The sequence below is a fragment of the Streptomyces sp. NPDC033136 genome, from assembly GCF_055578235.1.
Genome location: NZ_JBVIPD010000011.1, coordinates 58,903 through 76,009, shown reverse-complemented (window position 1 = coordinate 76,009; position 17,107 = coordinate 58,903). Strand labels below are relative to the sequence as shown.

The 17,107-nt window shown below is 70.9% G+C and carries 13 protein-coding genes and 3 tRNA genes; 7 read left to right on the top strand and 9 right to left on the bottom strand.

Annotated elements, in window-relative coordinates:
- Positions 1-37: 37 nt before the first annotated feature.
- The 3 genes from ACZ5TL_RS21505 (at position 38) to ACZ5TL_RS21495 (ending at position 3,591) form a co-directional block, all read left to right on the top strand.
- Entirely contained in the window at positions 38-958 is a 921-nt protein-coding gene (locus tag ACZ5TL_RS21505) for a fumarylacetoacetate hydrolase family protein (protein WP_468591666.1), read from the top strand.
- Between the two features lie 76 nt (positions 959-1,034).
- Positions 1,035-2,219, top strand: coding sequence for an FAD-dependent monooxygenase (locus ACZ5TL_RS21500; RefSeq protein WP_468591665.1), 1,185 nt, complete (start codon positions 1,035-1,037; stop codon positions 2,217-2,219).
- Positions 2,220-2,283: 64 nt separating this feature from the next.
- Positions 2,284-3,591, top strand: a complete 1,308-nt coding sequence (locus ACZ5TL_RS21495) for a PucR family transcriptional regulator (protein WP_468591664.1) — start codon at positions 2,284-2,286, stop codon at positions 3,589-3,591.
- A gap of 22 nt (positions 3,592-3,613) precedes the next feature.
- On the opposite strand, the gene ACZ5TL_RS21490 is transcribed toward ACZ5TL_RS21495, so the two are convergent.
- From ACZ5TL_RS21490 to ACZ5TL_RS21470, 5 genes are all read right to left on the bottom strand, one after another.
- Positions 3,614-4,021, bottom strand: a complete 408-nt coding sequence (locus ACZ5TL_RS21490; RefSeq protein WP_057574795.1) for a PIN domain nuclease — start codon at positions 4,019-4,021, stop codon at positions 3,614-3,616.
- Positions 4,018-4,251: a type II toxin-antitoxin system VapB family antitoxin gene (locus ACZ5TL_RS21485; RefSeq protein ID WP_468591662.1), complete on the bottom strand. Its 234-nt coding sequence runs from the start codon at positions 4,249-4,251 to the stop codon at positions 4,018-4,020. The genes ACZ5TL_RS21490 and ACZ5TL_RS21485 overlap by 4 nt, the downstream gene beginning before the upstream one ends.
- A gap of 331 nt (positions 4,252-4,582) precedes the next feature.
- Positions 4,583-4,659: transfer RNA gene (locus tag ACZ5TL_RS21480), tRNA-Ile, on the bottom strand.
- A gap of 190 nt (positions 4,660-4,849) precedes the next feature.
- A tRNA-Asn gene (locus ACZ5TL_RS21475) sits at positions 4,850-4,922 on the bottom strand.
- Between the two features lie 5 nt (positions 4,923-4,927).
- Positions 4,928-5,000, bottom strand: a tRNA-Asn gene (locus ACZ5TL_RS21470).
- A gap of 159 nt (positions 5,001-5,159) precedes the next feature.
- Here ACZ5TL_RS21470 and ACZ5TL_RS21465 point away from each other — a divergent pair.
- From ACZ5TL_RS21465 to ACZ5TL_RS21450, 4 genes are all read left to right on the top strand, one after another.
- A complete protein-coding gene (locus tag ACZ5TL_RS21465; protein WP_468591661.1) occupies positions 5,160-5,465 on the top strand; it encodes a YtxH domain-containing protein in 306 nt (101 codons plus the stop codon).
- A gap of 147 nt (positions 5,466-5,612) precedes the next feature.
- Positions 5,613-7,061 carry a xylulokinase gene (locus ACZ5TL_RS21460; protein ID WP_468591660.1) on the top strand — a complete coding sequence of 483 codons (1,449 nt, stop codon included), beginning with the start codon at positions 5,613-5,615 and terminating at the stop codon, positions 7,059-7,061.
- Between the two features lie 110 nt (positions 7,062-7,171).
- Positions 7,172-8,905: an ABC transporter ATP-binding protein gene (locus tag ACZ5TL_RS21455; RefSeq protein ID WP_468591659.1), complete on the top strand. Its 1,734-nt coding sequence runs from the start codon at positions 7,172-7,174 to the stop codon at positions 8,903-8,905.
- Positions 8,905-10,833, top strand: coding sequence for an ABC transporter ATP-binding protein (locus ACZ5TL_RS21450; RefSeq protein WP_468591658.1), 1,929 nt, complete (start codon positions 8,905-8,907; stop codon positions 10,831-10,833). Before ACZ5TL_RS21455 ends, ACZ5TL_RS21450 begins: the two co-directional genes overlap by 1 nt.
- A 35-nt stretch (positions 10,834-10,868) precedes the next feature.
- Here ACZ5TL_RS21450 and ACZ5TL_RS21445 read toward each other — a convergent pair whose 3' ends face one another.
- The 4 genes from ACZ5TL_RS21445 to ACZ5TL_RS21430 all read right to left on the bottom strand — a co-directional run bounded on the left by ACZ5TL_RS21445 (position 10,869) and on the right by ACZ5TL_RS21430 (position 17,058).
- Entirely contained in the window at positions 10,869-12,173 is a 1,305-nt protein-coding gene (locus tag ACZ5TL_RS21445) for an RNA polymerase sigma factor (protein WP_468591657.1), read from the bottom strand.
- Positions 12,174-12,425: 252 nt separating this feature from the next.
- Positions 12,426-14,351 (bottom strand): DNA primase, encoded by a 1,926-nt coding sequence (dnaG, locus tag ACZ5TL_RS21440; RefSeq protein ID WP_468591656.1) that lies wholly within the window; start codon positions 14,349-14,351, stop codon positions 12,426-12,428.
- A gap of 29 nt (positions 14,352-14,380) precedes the next feature.
- Positions 14,381-15,646, bottom strand: a complete 1,266-nt coding sequence (locus tag ACZ5TL_RS21435; protein WP_468591655.1) for an NAD(P)/FAD-dependent oxidoreductase — start codon at positions 15,644-15,646, stop codon at positions 14,381-14,383.
- A 134-nt stretch (positions 15,647-15,780) separates the two neighbouring features.
- Entirely contained in the window at positions 15,781-17,058 is a 1,278-nt protein-coding gene (locus tag ACZ5TL_RS21430; protein ID WP_468591654.1) for a deoxyguanosinetriphosphate triphosphohydrolase, read from the bottom strand.
- Positions 17,059-17,107 lie beyond the last annotated feature (49 nt).

The following is a 17,107-nucleotide window of genomic DNA, read 5'->3' as shown; positions in this document are numbered from 1 at the left end:
GTCACCGACGTCTCACCAACCCAGCCAGGAGATCCTCATGCGCATCGCCCGCTTCGACGATGACCGTATCGGCATCGTCGTCCACGACCGCGTCCTCGACGTCACCGACCAGATCGCCGCTCAGCTCGACGCGTCCCCGTACCGGGCCCCCTACAGCCTCACCCGCCGGCTGATCACCCACTTCACCGCCGTACGGCCGCTTGTGGAGCAGCTGGTGGCCGAGCTCGGCCCGGACGCCGGACGCCCGTTGGAGGACGTGCGGCTGCTGGCCCCTGTGGCCGACCCGACGAAGATCGTCGCGGCGCCGGTCAACTACCACGACCACCAGTCCGAGATGAACGAGGCATTCCACATCAGCTCCCTCGGCTTCTTCCTCAAGTCGCCGTCCTCGATCCTCGACCCCGGCGGCACGGTCCGCCTGCCCTACACCGACCGGCGTTTCGACCACGAGGCCGAGTTCGCGCTCATTGTCGGCCGCCGCGCCAGCCACATCACCCCGGAACAGGCTCTGGCCCATGTCTTTGGCTACACCGGCCTGATGGACATCACTATGCGCGGCGGCGAGGACCGCTCCACCCGTAAGTCCTTCGACACCTTCACCCCCATGGGGCCCTGGATCGTCACCCCGGACGAGCTCGGCTCACCCGAGGACGTGGACCTGGAGCTGACCGTCAACGGTGAGCTCCGGCAGAAGGCCAACACCCGGGACCTGATCTGGTCCGCGGCGCGCTTCCTCGCCTACGCCTCCACCATCACCGTGCTGGAACCCGGTGACGTGGTCACGACGGGCACCCCCGCCGGCGTCGCCCCGATCGAGAACGGCGACAGCGTCGAGCTGACCGTGGACCGCATCGGGCGCCTGTCCGTGGAGGTGTCCGCCGAGGGTGCGGTGCCCTGCCCGACCGGAGGAGCCGGTCGTGGCCCTGTGCCGCCGCCCGCCCCCGAGCGCGGCAAGTGACCTGCGCCTTCTGAGACCTACGGCCTGTGCAGTCAGAGACGTACGGCCCACGCCGTTCAAGACCTGCGGAGACACCATGACCACCCACACCGAGCGCACCGGGCTGCTCGTCATCGGCGGCGGCATCGGCGGAATGGCCACCGCGCTCGCCGCCGCCCGCGCCGGGCAGCCGGTCCGGCTGCTGGAACGCGCACCTGCCTTCACCGAGATCGGCGCCGGCCTCCAGGTCGGCCCCAACGCCATCCGGGTCCTGATGAACCTGGGCCTGTACGAGCGCATCGAGGAGGTCGCAGTCTTCCCCAGCCGCGGCGTCTTCATGGAGGCCCTCACCGGGAAGTACCTGACCTCCCTCGATTTCGGTCCCTCCTTCCTGGAGCGCTATCAGGCGCCGTATGCGGTGATGCACCGCAGCGACCTGCTCGACATCCTGCTCGACGCCTGTCGGGCCAGCGACCGGATCGTCCTGGAGAACGGCAAGGAGGTCGTAGCGGTTCGGGAACTCGACGGCGACATCGTGCGTGTCGAGTGCGCCGACGCAAGCGTCTACGAAGCGGATGCGGTGATCGGCGCCGATGGCCTCAACTCCCGTGTGCGGGGGCTGATCGCCGACGACGAGCCTGTGTGTTCCGGGTACGCCGCCTACCGCGGCACCATGCCCGTGGGCGACCTCGGCGCGGGGATCGACGGTGACAGCGTGGTGCTGTGGATCGGGCCCGGCATGCACATGATCCAGTACCCGATCCGGCGCGGCGAGCTGTACAACACCGTCGCCGTCTTCCACAGCGACTCCTTCCAGCAGGGCAAGGACGGCTGGGGCGGCCCCGAGGAACTGGACGCCCGCTTCGCCACCGCGTGCGACAACGTGCGCCGCGGCGTGGCGCTTGTCGACCGCGGCCGGCACTGGAAGACCTACGACCGCGAACCCCTCGACCGCTGGACCACCGGCCGGGTGGCCCTCCTCGGCGACGCGGCCCACCCCATGCTCCAGTACCTCGGGCAGGGCGCCTGCCAGGCCCTGGAGGACGCCGAAGCCCTCGGCCGCGGGCTCGCCGAGCATGGTGCCGACTTCACCAAGGTCTTCGCCGCGTACGAGCAGGGGCGGATACCTCGGGCCACCCGGTGCCAGACCACGGCCCGCACCTGGGGCGAGATCTGGCACACCGACGGCGTCGGCAGAACGTTGCGCAACCACATCCTCACCAGCCGCGCCGCCGACGACTACACCCACACGGACTGGCTGTACCTCCCGGCCTCCGCCTGATCCCCATACGATGACCACCCCAGATCCGCAGCACATTTGACCTGGGAAGAAGCGAGGGAATGCCGTGCGGAAGCCAGCTGCCGGGGACATCGCCGCCGCGATCGCGGCACTCAGTCCCGGGCCGCGCCCCAGGGCCGCATCGGCTCGTGCCGCCCTGGGCACGGACGCCCTGGAGGAGGCCACTCGTGTCCTGGGCCCGGGGCCCGTGGCCTGGGCCGTCGAATGGGGTGCCCGCGCTCTGGAGACGGTCGTCCTGAAGGAGTCGGAGCGAACCGACCTGCCGGTCCAGGCGATCCACCGCTCCTGCGAGGCCCTGCTGCTGGAGATCCTGGCCAGACTCGCCGGCCACGACTTCCAGCCCGATGTCACCGACACCTACCGGCAGATCGCGGCCTCCGCCGCCGAGCAGTCGGTTCCCTTCGACACGGTCGTCCGCAGCATGCGCGCATGCCAGCGGCTCTGGCTGGAGCAGCTGCTGGCCCGCATGGGGCCCACCCTGCCCGCCGAGGCCCTGGCCGCCGTACCGCTGACGGTCGCCGAGGTCATGGACAGCACCATCACCTTGGTGGTCGGGGACTACCTGGCCGAACGCGAGCGCCTCGCCGAGGGCAGGGCGGCCTGGCAGCGAGCCACGGTCCAGGCCATCCTCGACCGTCGCCCCCTCGACATCGACCGCGCCGAGCGGGACCTCGGCCTCACCCTCGGCCACCACCACACGGGCATCGTGCTGTGGCGGCCCGGTGGAGCCACCGGCCCGCGGCTGAACCGCGTGGCCGCCCAGTTCGCCGACCGGCTGCCCGGCGCCACCCTGCTCACGGTCACCGCTGAGGGAGACCGGCTCTGGGCCTGGCTGAGTCGCGCCCTGCGCCCGGGAGACCGGGAGCGGGAGGCTCTGGCCTCCGTACGGCCCGCGCTCGCCGGCACCCGCGCGGTCATCGGGCCGTCAGCACCCGGTACCGACGGATTTCGGCGCACCCACCTGCAGGCACTCGACACCGCACGCGTCGTCGAAGCCACGCCCACACCCGACGACGTCACCGACTGGCACACCGTCAGCCTGCCGGCCACGGTCTCCGCAGATCCGGAACGCGTCCGGTGGTACGTCCAGGAGACGCTCGGCCCCCTCGCCAAGGACGACCCGACCGCCGCCGAGCACCGGGCCACCCTCCTCAGCTATCTGGAAACCGGCCAGAGCCTGATCCGCACCGCCGAGGAGCAGCACGTGCACCGCAACACGATCGTCTACCGGATGCACCGCATCGAGGAGCTGCTGCCCGCTCCCCTCAGCGAACAGCGCCTGCAGATCCACCTCGCGCTCCGCCTCGCCGTCCAGTACGGCGCCAGGACACGGCACCGCCCCCAGACCGACTGACATCTGATCCTGCCTCCGGAGATCAGGCTCGCGCGTCTCGCTGCTGCACTTCCTTAAGGACTCCGGCCACCGTCACGAAGTCGTTGTCCACGTGGAGAACGGTGTGCCCATGGTGTACAGCTGTCGCACACACCAACAGATCGATCGCCCCAGCCGCCCGATGCTGGCCCTGCTGGGTCAGTTTGTACTGGGCGGTGTCGACCCAACGCCAGGCGTTCTTCGGAACCGGAGAGAGCAAGCAGAGCGCGTCCAGTTCCTCTGCGAGCTCATCCCGATGGGACGGGCTGGTTGCCGAGTAGAGAAATTCGGCACGTGTCGGCTCGCAGAGGTGGAACACCCCGGCGGCAATGTGTCCCTCCCAGGGCCGCAACGCGCCTGGGGTGCGAAACAGGTGCCACAGGGCCGAGGTGTCCACCAGATACGTGATCACTCGAAGGTCTCGCGTCGCGCACGCTTCTCCGCGTCATGCGCCGCCGCGGCCTGCTCGAACTCTCCACGCGCACCCCGCGCGGCCAGCTTCTCCGCAGCCTCAAGCCGCTTGATCCGCGCCACGTAGTCCCGAAGGGCCGCGTTGACGGTCTCCTTCTTCGTCGTGACGCCCATGAGCCGCATGGCCTCGGCCAGCGCCTCGTCGTCGAGATCAATCTGCGTGACGGACATCTGACACCTCCAGCATCCATGATGTATGTACCCAAGATACATCACCAACATTGGGGCGCCCATCGATCACAAACAGACCGCGCGAGGGTAGTGCGCTGGATGCCGAGGCGTTCCCATGGCCGCTTCCCGCCGCAGGGCGAGCCGGCGGAGACCTTCTCGACGTCGACACGAAATACTGCATAGGCTCCATGACCGACTTGACCGGAATCAGCGTCCAGAAATTTGTCCAGACGATCATGAAATCATGATCACGATGGGGTCACCAGGACCCTCACACTCTCGCCCCGACCAGGAAAGTGCCTGGTCAGAAGGTTTCTCCTCGCGTAGCGAGTGGTGGGGCGGGTGGGACTCGAACCCACGGCCGACGGATTATGAGTCCGCTGCTCTAACCGGCTGAGCTACCGCCCCATAGCGGCGTGTCGCGTCCATGTGTGCGCGCCGTCTGCCGCAGCATAGCCGCTCATACGATCTCCTGCTTCGGATGGTCGGCTTCGCGACGGCGTTCGTGACCATGAGGACTGCGCCGGGTGCCGCACGGTTCCCAGGGCCGCGGAACGGACATGAAAAAGGACCCCTGCGAGGGGTCCTCGTTCACGTGCTCCCCCGACTGGACTCGAACCAGTAACCTGCCGGTTAACAGCCGGCTGCTCTGCCAATTGAGCTACGGAGGACCGAGCTCCCCGGACTGGACTCGAACCAGTAACCTGCCGGTTAACAGCCGGCTGCTCTGCCAATTGAGCTACCGAGGAAGGTCTCGTATTGCATCGAACGCACCTACCTGGGTATTCGCCAGGGGGCGCGCGCTCGCTGCGACACATACATTAGCGCAAGCAGGGGGGTGCTCCGCCAATCGGTATCCCCGGCGCCGACGCCGCACCGGAGACCTACGCAAGGGAAGGGTGGCAGCCATGCGTTATCGGCTCACGTTCGTGGGCGGAGTCGTCCTGGGTTACGTGCTGGGCACGAAGGCCGGGCGCGAGCGCTACGAGCAGCTGAAGAAGTCGGCCCGGCAGTTCGCTCAGAACCCCGCCGTCCGCAACACCGCGGAGTCCGCGGCCCAGCAGGGCCGCGAGTTCGCCGGCAAGGCCTACCACGTCGTCAGCGACAAGGTCGGCGACCGGATGCCCGACTCGGTGGCCGACCGGGTACGCCACCTCCGGGAGCGGGCCGCCCACAACGGCGGCGAGGACGACTGGGGCACGAGCCATACATGATGCTCTGACGCCGAGAGGGACCGCGCCCCCGAAAGGGGCGCGGGGAACCGCGCGACCAGCCACAACGAGCCCGCACCCGCGCCGCGGCGTCAAGGTCCACGGCGCCCACGGCTCCACCCAAGCGGAGCGTACGGCAGAATTTTGGCCATGGGGATAGTCGCCGGGTTGGACAGTTCGCCCGATTTCACTCGTATCGTCGTCTGTGACGCGGACACCGGAGCCGTGCTCAGGCAGGGATATGCGCCGCATCCGGTGGAGAGCCCCGAAGGCGGCGGCCGGCCATCCGACGTCGACCCGCAGGCCTGGCTGCTGTCCCTGGGCGAGGCCGCGGGCGGCGGGCTGCTGGAGGGCGTGCAGGCCATCGGCGTATCGGCGCAGCAGAACGCGGTCGTGCCGCTGGACGCGCAGGGGAACACCGTGCGGCCGGCGATGGTCGGCAGCGACAAGCGGACGCAGGTCGCCGCGGCGGACCTGGTCGACGCGCTCGGCGGGCGCGAGGCGTGGGCGCAGGCCGTGGGCTGTGTGCCGCAGGCCGCGCAGCCGGTGACGAAGATGCGCTGGCTGGCGCGGACGGAGCCGGAGAACGCGCAGCGCACCGCGATCCTCCTGCAGGCGCACGACTGGCTGGTGTGGCAGCTGCTGGGCCGGCCGGTGCGCAGAACCACCGACCGGGGCGGGGCGTCCGGCACCGGGTACTGGTCGGCGGCGACCGGCGCCTACCGGCCCGACCTCGTGGAGCTGGCGCTCGGCCACCAGGTGATGCTGCCCGAGGTGATCGGCCCCGCGGACGCGGCCGGGACGACGCCGGAGGGGCTGCTGATCTCCGTGGGGACCGGCGAGACCATGGCGGCGGCGTTCGGGCTCGGCATCGGCCTCGGGGACGCGGTCGTGTCGCTGGGCGCGTCCGGGTCAGTGATGGCCGTCCACCCCGAGGCACTGGTCGACGGCTCCGGGATGATCACCGCTCTCGCCGACGCGACCGGCATGCACCTGCCCGTCGTCACCACGCTGAACGCCGTCCGCACGCTGCGCGGGACCGCCGAACTGCTGGGGCTGCCCGATCTGGAGAGCCTGTCCGAGCTGGCGATGAAGTCGACACCGGGATCGCACGGGCTGGTACTGCTGCCCTATCTGGAGGGTGAGCGGACGCCGAACCTGCCGCACACCGCCGGGACCCTGGCCGGGCTCAGGCGCGAGTCGATGAAGGCGGAGCACCTGGCGCGGGCCGCGTTCGAGGGCATGCTGTGCGGGCTCGCGGACGCGCTGGACGTGCTGCGCGGCCGGGGCGTGGAGGTCCGGCGGGTCTTCCTGCTCGGGTCGGCCGCCGAACTGCCCGCCGTGCAGGCGGCGGCACCCGCGCTGTTCGGCACGCAGGTCGTGGTGCCGCAGCCCGCGGACTACGCGGCGGTCGGCGCCGCCCGCCAGGCGGCGTGGGCGCTCGGGGCGTCCCAGGGCACGCATGACGTGCGGACCCCGCCGGCCTGGCAGGGCGCGGTGGCGCAGGTGCTGGAGCCCGGGGACGAGCTGGCCGTGGGACAGGCGGTGCGCCAGCAGTTCGTGTCGGTGCGGGAGCAGACGCATCCCGGGGCCCTGTGACCGCTTGACCACCTGATGGGTTAATTCGGTTGAGGTAACGCGGGTGGAGTGTTCGACGATAGGGGCCAAGGGCAACCAACCGCCCCGTCGTCCACTCCGAGAGAAGCAGCGTGCTCATACGACTCCTGCGGACCCGTCTCAGGCCCTACAAGAGACCCATCGCTCTGCTGGTGCTGCTGCAGTTCCTGCAGACCTGCGCCACGCTCTACCTGCCCACGCTGAACGCGGACATCATCGACCGGGGTGTCGTGAACGGCGACACCGGCTACATCCTGGGCTACGGCGCCGTGATGATCGGCATCTCGCTGGTCCAGGTGGTGTGCAACATCGGCGCCGTGTACTACGGCGCCCGTACGGCGGCGGCGCTCGGGCGGGACCTGCGGGCCGCCGTGTTCGACCGGGTGCAGTCGTTCTCCGCGCGTGAGGTGGGTCACTTCGGGGCGCCGTCGCTGATCACCCGTACGACCAACGACGTCCAGCAGGTGCAGATGCTGGCGCTGATGACGTTCACGCTGATGGTGTCGGCGCCGATCATGTGCGTGGGCGGCATCGTGCTGGCGCTGGGCCTGGACGTGCCGCTGTCCGGGGTGCTGGTGGCGGTCGTGCCGGTGCTCGGCATCTGCGTGACGCTGATCGTGCGGCGGCTGCGGCCGCTGTTCCGGGCCATGCAGGAGCGGCTGGACACGGTGAACCGGGTGCTGCGCGAGCAGATCACCGGCAACCGCGTGATCCGGGCCTTCGTGCGGGACGAGTACGAGCAGCAGCGCTTCCGGAAGGCCAACACCGACCTCACGGACTTCGCGCTGGGCACCGGCAACCTGCTCGCGCTGATGTTCCCGATCGTCATGACGGTGGTGAACCTGTCGTCGATCGCCGTGGTGTGGTTCGGCGCGCACCGCATCGACAGCGGCGGGATGCAGATCGGTGACCTGACGGCGTTCCTCGCCTACCTGATGCAGATCGTCATGTCCGTGATGATGGCCACTTTCATGTTCATGATGGTGCCGCGCGCGGAGGTGTGCGCCGAGCGTATCCAGGAGGTGCTGGACACCTCGTCGAGCGTCGTGCCGCCGTCCGCGCCCGTGCGGGAGCTGCGCCGGCACGGTCATCTGGAGCTCCGCGGGGCGGGCTTCTGCTGCCCGGGGGCCGAGGAGCCGGTGCTGCGGGCCGTGGACCTGGTGGCCCGGCCGGGCGAGACGACCGCCGTCATCGGCTCGACCGGCAGCGGCAAGTCCACGCTGCTCGGGCTGGTGCCGCGGCTGTTCGACGCGACCGGCGGGCAGGTGCTCGTCGACGGGGTCGAGGTGGCGGAGATCGAGCCGGAGCTGCTCGCGAAGACGGTCGGGCTGGTGCCGCAGAAGCCGTACCTGTTCGCGGGCACGGTGGCGACCAATCTGCGTTACGGCAATCCGGACGCCACCGACGAGGAGCTGTGGCACGCGCTGGAGGTAGCGCAGGCCAGGGACTTCGTGGAGCGGCTGGAGGGCGGGCTGGACGCGCCGATCGCGCAGGGCGGGACGAACGTCTCCGGCGGGCAGCGGCAGCGGCTCGCCATCGCCCGGACCCTCGTACAGCGCCCGGAGATCTACCTCTTCGACGACTCCTTCTCCGCGCTCGACTACGCCACCGACGCCGCGCTGCGGGCCAGGCTCGCGCAGGAGACGGCCGAGGCGACCGTCGTGATCGTCGCCCAGCGGGTGGCGACCATCCGGGACGCCGACCGGATCGTCGTCCTCGACGAGGGCCGGGTCGTCGGGACCGGCCGGCACCACGAGCTGATGGCGGACAACGAGACCTACCGGGAGATCGTGCTCTCCCAGCTCACGGAAGCGGAGGCTGCCTGATGGCGGGGCCCATGGGGCGGATGACGGCCGGGGGCGGCCCCGACCAGCGCTCGCTGGACTTCAAGGCGTCGGGCAAACGGCTCGTCGCCCAGTTCCGGCCGGAGCGCGTCACCCTCTGGGTGCTGCTGCTGTGCGTGGTGCTCAGCGTCGGCCTCAACGTCGTCGGGCCGAAGATCCTCGGCCAGGCCACCGACCTGGTCTTCGCGGGCATCGTCGGGCGGGACATGCCGGACGGGGCGAGCAAGGAGCAGGTCCTCGACCAGATGCGGCAGCGCGGGGACGGTGATGTCGCCGACATGCTGCGCAGCACCGACTTCACCCCCGGCGAGGGCATCGACTTCACGGCCGTCGGGCATGTGCTGCTGTTCGCGCTGGGCGTGTTCGCGGTGGCCGGGCTGCTGATGGCGGTGGCGACGCGGCTGGTGAACCAGGCCGTGAACCGCACCATGTTCCGGATGCGCGAGGACGTGCAGACGAAGTTGTCGCGGCTGCCGCTGTCGTACTTCGACAAGCGCCAGCGCGGCGAGGTGCTGTCCCGTGCCACGAACGACATCGACAACATCGGGCAGACGCTCCAGCAGTCGATGGGGCAGCTCATCAACTCGGTGCTGACCATCATCGGCGTGCTGGCGATGATGTTCTACGTCTCCTGGATCCTGGCGCTGGTCGCGCTGGTGACCGTGCCGCTGTCATTCGTCGTCGCCACGCGCGTGGGCAAGCGCTCGCAGCCGCACTTCGTGCAGCAGTGGCGCTCGACGGGCACCCTGAACGCGCACATCGAGGAGATGTACACCGGGCACACGCTGGTGAAGGTGTTCGGGCGGCAGGAGGAGTCGGCACGGCGGTTCGCCGAGCAGAACGAGGCGCTGTACGAGGCCGGGTTCCGGGCGCAGTTCAACAGCGGCGTCATGCAGCCGCTGATGTTCTTCGTGTCGAACCTCAACTACGTGCTGGTCGCGGTCGTCGGCGGGCTGCGGGTCGCCTCGGGCTCGCTGTCCATCGGTGATGTGCAGGCCTTCGTCCAGTACTCGCGGCAGTTCTCGATGCCGCTGACGCAGGTCGCGTCCATGGCGAACCTGGTGCAGTCGGGTGTCGCCTCCGCGGAGCGGGTCTTCGAACTGCTCGACGCGGAGGAGCAGAGCGCCGATCCGGTGCCGGGCGTGCGGCCCGAGGAACTGCGCGGGCAGGTGGCGCTGGAGCACGTGTCCTTCCGCTACGACCCCGACAAGCCGCTCATCGAGGACCTGTCGCTGAAGGTCGAGCCCGGGCAGACGGTGGCCATCGTCGGCCCGACGGGCGCCGGCAAGACGACGCTGGTGAACCTGCTGATGCGGTTCTACGACGTCACCGGCGGGCGCATCACCCTGGACGGCGTCGACATCGCGCGGATGTCCCGGGACGAACTGCGGGCCGGGATCGGCATGGTGCTGCAGGACACCTGGCTGTTCGGCGGCACGATCGCGGAGAACATCGCGTACGGGGCCGCCCGCGAGGTGACCCGGGGGGAGATCGAGGAGGCGGCCCGGGCGGCGCACGCGGACCGGTTCGTCCGGACGCTGCCGGACGGGTACGACACGGTGATCGACGACGAGGGCACGGGGGTCAGCGCGGGTGAGAAGCAGCTCATCACCATCGCGCGGGCGTTCCTGTCCGACCCGGTGATCCTGGTGCTGGACGAGGCGACGAGTTCAGTCGACACGCGTACCGAGGTGCTGATCCAGAAGGCCATGGCCAAACTCGCCCACGGGCGGACGTCGTTCGTCATCGCGCACCGGCTGTCGACGATCCGGGACGCGGACGCGATCCTGGTCATGGAGAACGGGGCGATCGTGGAGCAGGGCGCCCACCGGGGCCTGCTGGCGGCGGACGGGGCGTACGCGCGGCTGTACAAGGCGCAGTTCGCGCAGGCGGTCGCGGAGGTGGACTAGGCAGACGGGGGGCCGCCCGGGAGGCGGCCCCCGGCTCAGTCCAGATAGCCCCGCAGTTGGTCCGCGAAGGCGTGGTCGCGGAGCTTGTTGAGGGTCTTGGACTCGATCTGCCGTATGCGTTCCCTGGTCACGCCGAAGATGCGGCCTATCTCCTCCAGGGTGCGGGGGCGGCCGTCGGCGAGGCCGTAGCGGAGCTGGACGACCTTGCGCTCCCGCTCCCCCAGGGTCGACAGGACCGCTTCCAGGTGCTCCCTGAGGAGGAGGAACGCGGCCGACTCGACGGGGCTGGCGGCGTCGCCGTCCTCGATGAGGTCGCCGAGGGCGACGTCGTCCTCCTCGCCCACGGGTGCGTGCAGCGACACCGGTTCCTGGGCGAGGCGCAGGACTTCGCCGACCCGCTCCGGCGGCAGCTCCAGGTGCGCGGCGACCTCCTCGGGCGTCGGCTCGCAGCCCCGCTCCTGGAGCATGCGGCGCTGGACGCGGACGACCCGGTTGATGAGCTCCACGACATGGACGGGGACGCGTATCGTGCGGGCCTGGTCGGCCAGGGCGCGGGACATGGCCTGGCGGATCCACCAGGTGGCGTACGTGGAGAACTTGTAGCCGCGGGCGTAGTCGAACTTCTCCACGGCCCGGATCAGGCCGAGGTTGCCCTCCTGGACCAGGTCGAGCATGGTCAGGCCGCGGCCGACGTAGCGCTTGGCGACCGAGACGACGAGCCGCAGGTTGGCCTCGATGAGGCGGCGCTTGGCCATCCGGCCCATGACGACGAGCCGGTCCAGGTCGAAGGCCAGCCGGCTGTCCAGGTCGGGGGTGAGCCGCAGCTTCTCCTCGGCGAACAGGCCGGCCTCGACACGGCGGGCGAGTTCGACCTCCTCGGCGGCGGTCAGCAGGGGGATGCGGCCGATCTCCCGCAGGTACTGGCGGAACAGGTCCGAGGACGGGCTGCCGGACTCGGTGCGCACCGGCGGCGGTTCGGGGGCCTCGGGAGCCTCGGCCGTCTCGACGGCCTCGGCGGGCGGCTCCTCCGGCTCCGGCTCCTTCTCCGTCTCCGGGTGGTGCGCGGCGCGGCTCTGCGCCGGAACCCCGGACAGGGCGTCGGCCTCCGCGTCCGGCACCGCGCCGTCAGTGCCGGACGCGGAACCGACGTCGGTCTGGGTGAGGGTCTGGGTCTGCACGGGGGCGACCTCCAGGATGATCGCTGCCGGGGAGGGCGGCAGCGGTACTTCGGGGGCGGAGTCGACGGCCTCGCCGCTGTCCGTCCCGTACGCGATGAGCGGAACCGCGGGGATCCGGGATCCGCCGGTGACGGACCGGCCGCGCTCCGAGGACTCAGGCACCGGAACCAGTGTGGGGTAAGACACATCGTCGCCACGAGGGGCGTGCGGTGACTTTTTGCTTCCGGTCCGTGACCGGGCGATTGCCCCTCGCGGAACCCGGGTGCCTCATGCGCCCCCGGTCCGCGGCCGGGCGCTGGAGAGGCCGCCCATGGAGGTGCAGAGCTGCGAAGTGCTGGGCCTGGGGCGGGAGTTCGCCGAGCGGCTGGTGCGGGCGGCGGCGCCGGCGTTCGAGGGGGCGGGGCCTGACCGGCGTCAGAGCGCGGCGGCGCCGTGTTCGCGGAGGGTCTGGTCGTACTGCTGGAGGACCCACAGCTCGTTCTGGACGGCGGCCAGCTCGGCGGAGTCGCCGTGGGTGCCGAGGCGGGTGAGCCGGCCGGTGATGTCGCGGATGCGGCGCTCGACGGCGCGGCGGCGGACGGTGACCAACTGGGCGCCGGCGTAGGTCTCGTCGACGCCCTTCACGCCCTTGTGCAGCATGATCGCCTCGACGGCCAGCTCCGTCACCATGGCGCGGACCGCGTCGTCCGGGGCGGCCTCACGGACCTTGACCAGGTAGTCCTGGGGGTCGGCGACGCCCGGTTCGGCGCCGCCCGCGTCCAGGATGGCCTGGCGTACGGCGGCGTAGGGCGGGGCGGTGAACTCGTCGACGCCGTACGCGTCGAAGGCCGGGGAGACCAGCTCGGGGCGCTGCAGGGCGAGTTTGAGCAGTTCGCGTTCGGTGGCGTAGACGGGGTTGCGGAGGTTGAGGGCGGGGCCGCGGGGGGTGGCCGGCTGGGGCGGGCCGGCGTACTGCTGCTGTCCCTGCTGGTGCCGCTCCGGGCCGGGGCCGGACTTGCCGCCGCGGTCGCGGGCCCAGCGGGCCAGCTGGGCCACGCGCTTGACCACGAACTGGGTGTCGAGGATGCCGAGCATGCCGGCGAGCTGGACGGCTACCTCGTGCTGGGCGCCGCTGTTCTTGATGCGGGCGACGATCGGGGCGGCCTCGTCCAGCGCGGCAGCGCGGCCCGCCGGGGTGTCGAGGTCGTAGCGGGAGACGATCTGGCGCAGGGCGAACTCGAAGAGCGGGGTGCGGGGTTCGACCAGGTCGGCGACGGCCTCGTCGCCCTTGGCGAGGCGCAGGTCGCAGGGGTCCATGCCGTCCGGGGCAATGGCGATGTAGGTCTCGGCGGCGAACTTCTGGTCGTCCTCGAAGGCGCGCAGGGCCGCCTTCTGGCCGGCGGCGTCGCCGTCGAAGGTGAAGATGACGCGGGCCGAGCCGTTGTCCATGAGGAGGCGGCGGAGGATCTTGATGTGGTCGCCGCCGAAGGCGGTGCCGCAGGTGGCGATGGCGGTCGTGACACCGGCGAGGTGGCAGGCCATGACGTCCGTGTATCCCTCGACGACGACCGCGCGGGACGTCTTGGCGATGTCCTTCTTCGCCAGGTCGATGCCGTAGAGGACCTGGGACTTCCGGTAGATGGCCGTGTCGGGCGTGTTGAGGTACTTGGGGCCGTTGTCCGCCTCGTAGAGCTTGCGGGCGCCGAAGCCGACGACGTCGCCGCCGATGTCGCGGATGGGCCACATCAGACGGCCGCGGAAGCGGTCGATGGGGCCGCGGCGGCCCTCCTGGGCGAGCCCGGAGAGCAGGATCTCCTTGTCGGTGAAGCCCTTGCCGCGCAGATAGCGCGTGAGGTGGTCCCAGCCCTGGGGGCTGTAGCCGACGCCGAAGTGGACGGCGGCGGCCTGGTCGAACCCGCGCTCGGCGAGGAAGACCCGGCCGGTGTCGGCCTCCGGCGAGGACGCGAGCTGCTCCGCATACCACTCCGCGGCGATCTTGTGGGCCTCGACCAGGCGGATGCGTTCGCCGCGCTGGTGGGAGGGGTTGTACCCGCCCTCCTCGTAGCGCAGGGTGATGCCCGCCTGGCCGGCCAGGCGCTCGACCGCCTCCGAGAAGGAGAGGTGGTCGATCTTCATCACGAACGTGATGGTGTCGCCGCCCTCCTGGCAGCCGAAGCAGTGGAAGAACCCCTTGGCCGGGCTGACCTGGAAGGACGGCGACTTCTCGTCGTGGAACGGGCAGAGACCCTTCAGGTTCCCGCCGCCCGCGCTTCGCAGCTGGAGGTACTCGGACACCACGGCGTCGATCGGGACCGCGTCCCGTACCGCCTTCACGTCCTCGTCGTTGATCCGTCCTGCCACGCGTGAAGTCTACGGGGACGGAGCGGCACTCACGGTGCGAGGCTTTCGAGCGGAATGTGCGGGTCCGCGAGGGTCTCCGTGTTCACCCGGGCCGCGCCGCGGATCAGGCGCTGGATCTGGTCTGCGACGTCCCACACGTTCACGTTCATCCCGGCCAGCACCCGGCCGTCCCTCACCCAGAACGCGATGAACTCGCGCTTGCCCGCGTCGCCCCGGATCACCACCTGGTCGTAGCTGCCGGGCGGTGCCCAGCCGGAGTACTCCATGCCCAGGTCGTACTGGTCGGAGAAGAAGTAGGGCACCCGGTCGTACGTCACGTCGCGGCCCAGCATGGAGCGCGCGGCGGCCGGGCCGCCGTTGAGGGCGTTGGCCCAGTGCTCGACGCGCAGCCGGGTGCCGAACAGGGCGTGCGGGAAGGACACGACGTCGCCGGCGGCGTAGACGTCCGGGTCCGAGGTGCGCAGCCGCTCGTCGACGACGATGCCGCCGCCGTCGGCGCGGTCGGCGATCTCCAGGCCGGACGCCTCCGCCAGGTGGGTGCGCGGGGCCGCGCCGATCGCGGCCAGGACCTGGTGCGCCGGGTGCTCCTCGCCGTCGTCGGTGCGGGCGGCGAGGACCATGCCGTCCTGGCCGACGATCTCGGTGAGCCGGGCGCCGAAGTGGAAGCGGACGCCGTGCTCGCGGTGGAGTTCGGCGAAGAGCTGGCCGAGCTCGGGGCCGAGGACGCCGTGCAGCGGGGTCGGCCCGTGCTCCACGACGGTGACCTCGGCACCGTACTCGCGGGCCGCCGCCGCGACCTCCAGGCCGATCCAGCCGGCGCCCGCGATCACCAGGTGGCCGTTGTCCCGGCCGAGGCTGGTCAGGACGTGCTTGAGGCGCTCGGCGTGGGCGAGGCGGCGCAGGTGGTGGACGCCGGCCAGGCCGGTGCCCGGGATGTCGAGGCGGCGGGGCTCGGCGCCGGTCACGAGGAGCAGCTTGTCGTAGCGGACCACGGTGCCGTCATCGCCGAAGCGGACCGTCTTCGCCGTGCGGTCGACGGCGTCGACGGTCTGGCCGAGGTGCAGCTCGATGTCGTTCGCCGCGTACCAGGCCGGCTCGTGCACGAAGACGCTGTCGCGTTCCTCCTTGCCGAGGAGGTAGCCCTTGGACAGCGGCGGACGCTCATAAGGGTGGTCGCGTTCGTCGCAGATCAGTATCACCCGGCCGGTGAAGCCCTCCGCGCGGAGCGTCTCGGCCGCCTTGGCGCCGGCCAGGCCGCCTCCGACGATGACGAATGTCTGATCCGCGTCGACCACTTGATGCCTCCTCGTCAGGGTGCCGCCACGTGCGAGCGTCCCGCACGGAGCGTGATGCGGGAAGAGGGAGTGACCCGATCAGGCCACGGAGGGTCACGATCGGGTGTGCTGCCGCCCCTCGCCTCCCGCCAGTCTCACGCGTGTCCCGTCAGACGGGCGTGAAGCGAACGGGCCGACGTGTCGGTGAGGGAGGCGATGTGGTCGACGATCACCCGCTTGCGGGCACGGTCGTCCGGTGCCCGGTCGAACAGCGCACGGAACTGCGGGTCCAGGCCGTCCGGGGCGCGGGCGGTGAGCGCCTCGGCGAGTTCGGCGACGACGATCCGCTGGTCGGCGCGCAGGCGCTCCTGCTCGGCGCGCTGCATGACGTAGAGGTCGGCGACGGCCTTCAGGACGGCGCACTCCATCCGGGTCTCGCGCGGGACGACCAGCTCGGCCGCGTACCGGGTGAGCCGTCCGGCCCCGTACGCGGTGCGGGTCGCGGTCTCGGCGGCCAGGCAGAAGCGGCCGATGAGCTGGCTGGTGGCGTCCTTCAGCCGGGCCTGGGCGACGGCGGTGCCGTCGTAGCCGTGCGGCCACCACTCCTGGGCGAGGAGCCGGTCGAGGGCCTCGGCGAGTTCGGCGGGGTCGGTGCCGGACGGTACGTAGCGTCCGCGGGCGACCTCGAAGACGTCCTGCCGTTCGGGGTCGGCGTGCAGGCAGTTCGGGTCGATGTGGCCGGCGTGCAGGCCGTCCTCCACGTCGTGCACCGAGTAGGCCACGTCGTCGGACCAGTCCATGACCTGCGCCTCGAAGCAGGTGCGGGTGCCGGGGGCGTCCTTGCGGACCCAGTCGAAGACGGGGCGGTCGTCCTCGTAGACGCCGAACTTCCGCGACGCCGGGTCGGTGGGGTGGGCGCCGCGGGGCCACGGGTACTTGGTGGCGGCGTCGAGGGTGGCGCGGGTGAGGTTGAGGCCGACGGAGCCCTCGGGGGTGAACCGCTTGGGCTCGATGCGGGTGAGGAGCCGCAGGGACTGGGCGTTGCCCTCGAAGCCGCCGCAGTCCGCCGCGAACTCGTTGAGGGCCTGTTCACCGTTGTGGCCGAAGGGCGGGTGGCCGAGGTCGTGGGAGAGACAGGCGGCTTCCACGAGGTCCGGGTCACAGCCGAGGGCCGCGCCCAGCTCCCGGCCCACCTGGGCACATTCCAGGGAGTGGGTGAGGCGGGTACGGGGGCTGGCGTCCCAGGCCGGTCCCAGGGTGCCGGGCGTCACCACCTGGGTCTTGCCGGCGAGGCGGCGCAGGGCGGCGGAGTGGAGGACCCGGGCCCGGTCACGCTGGAAGGCGGTGCGGCCGGGGCGTTTGTCTGGTTCCGGGGCCCAGCGGTCGACTGACGTCGGGTCGTAGGCGGTGGGGGTTCGTGCGGTGCCGTCCATGTGACGACAGTAAGCGCGTCTGCGTGTGCCGAGTTCTGATTTCGGGCGC

Coding starts and splice junctions, on each gene's coding strand:
- ACZ5TL_RS21460 (WP_468591660.1), top strand. CDS start 5,613: ATGGGGATAGTCGCCGGGTTGGACAGTTCGCCCGATTTCACTCGTATC.
- ACZ5TL_RS21500 (WP_468591665.1), top strand. CDS start 1,035: ATGACCACCCACACCGAGCGCACCGGGCTGCTCGTCATCGGCGGCGGC.
- ACZ5TL_RS21485 (WP_468591662.1), bottom strand. CDS start 4,251: ATGTCCGTCACGCAGATTGATCTCGACGACGAGGCGCTGGCCGAGGCC.
- ACZ5TL_RS21450 (WP_468591658.1), top strand. CDS start 8,905: ATGGCGGGGCCCATGGGGCGGATGACGGCCGGGGGCGGCCCCGACCAG.
- ACZ5TL_RS21465 (WP_468591661.1), top strand. CDS start 5,160: ATGCGTTATCGGCTCACGTTCGTGGGCGGAGTCGTCCTGGGTTACGTG.
- ACZ5TL_RS21505 (WP_468591666.1), top strand. CDS start 38: ATGCGCATCGCCCGCTTCGACGATGACCGTATCGGCATCGTCGTCCAC.
- ACZ5TL_RS21430 (WP_468591654.1), bottom strand. CDS start 17,058: ATGGACGGCACCGCACGAACCCCCACCGCCTACGACCCGACGTCAGTC.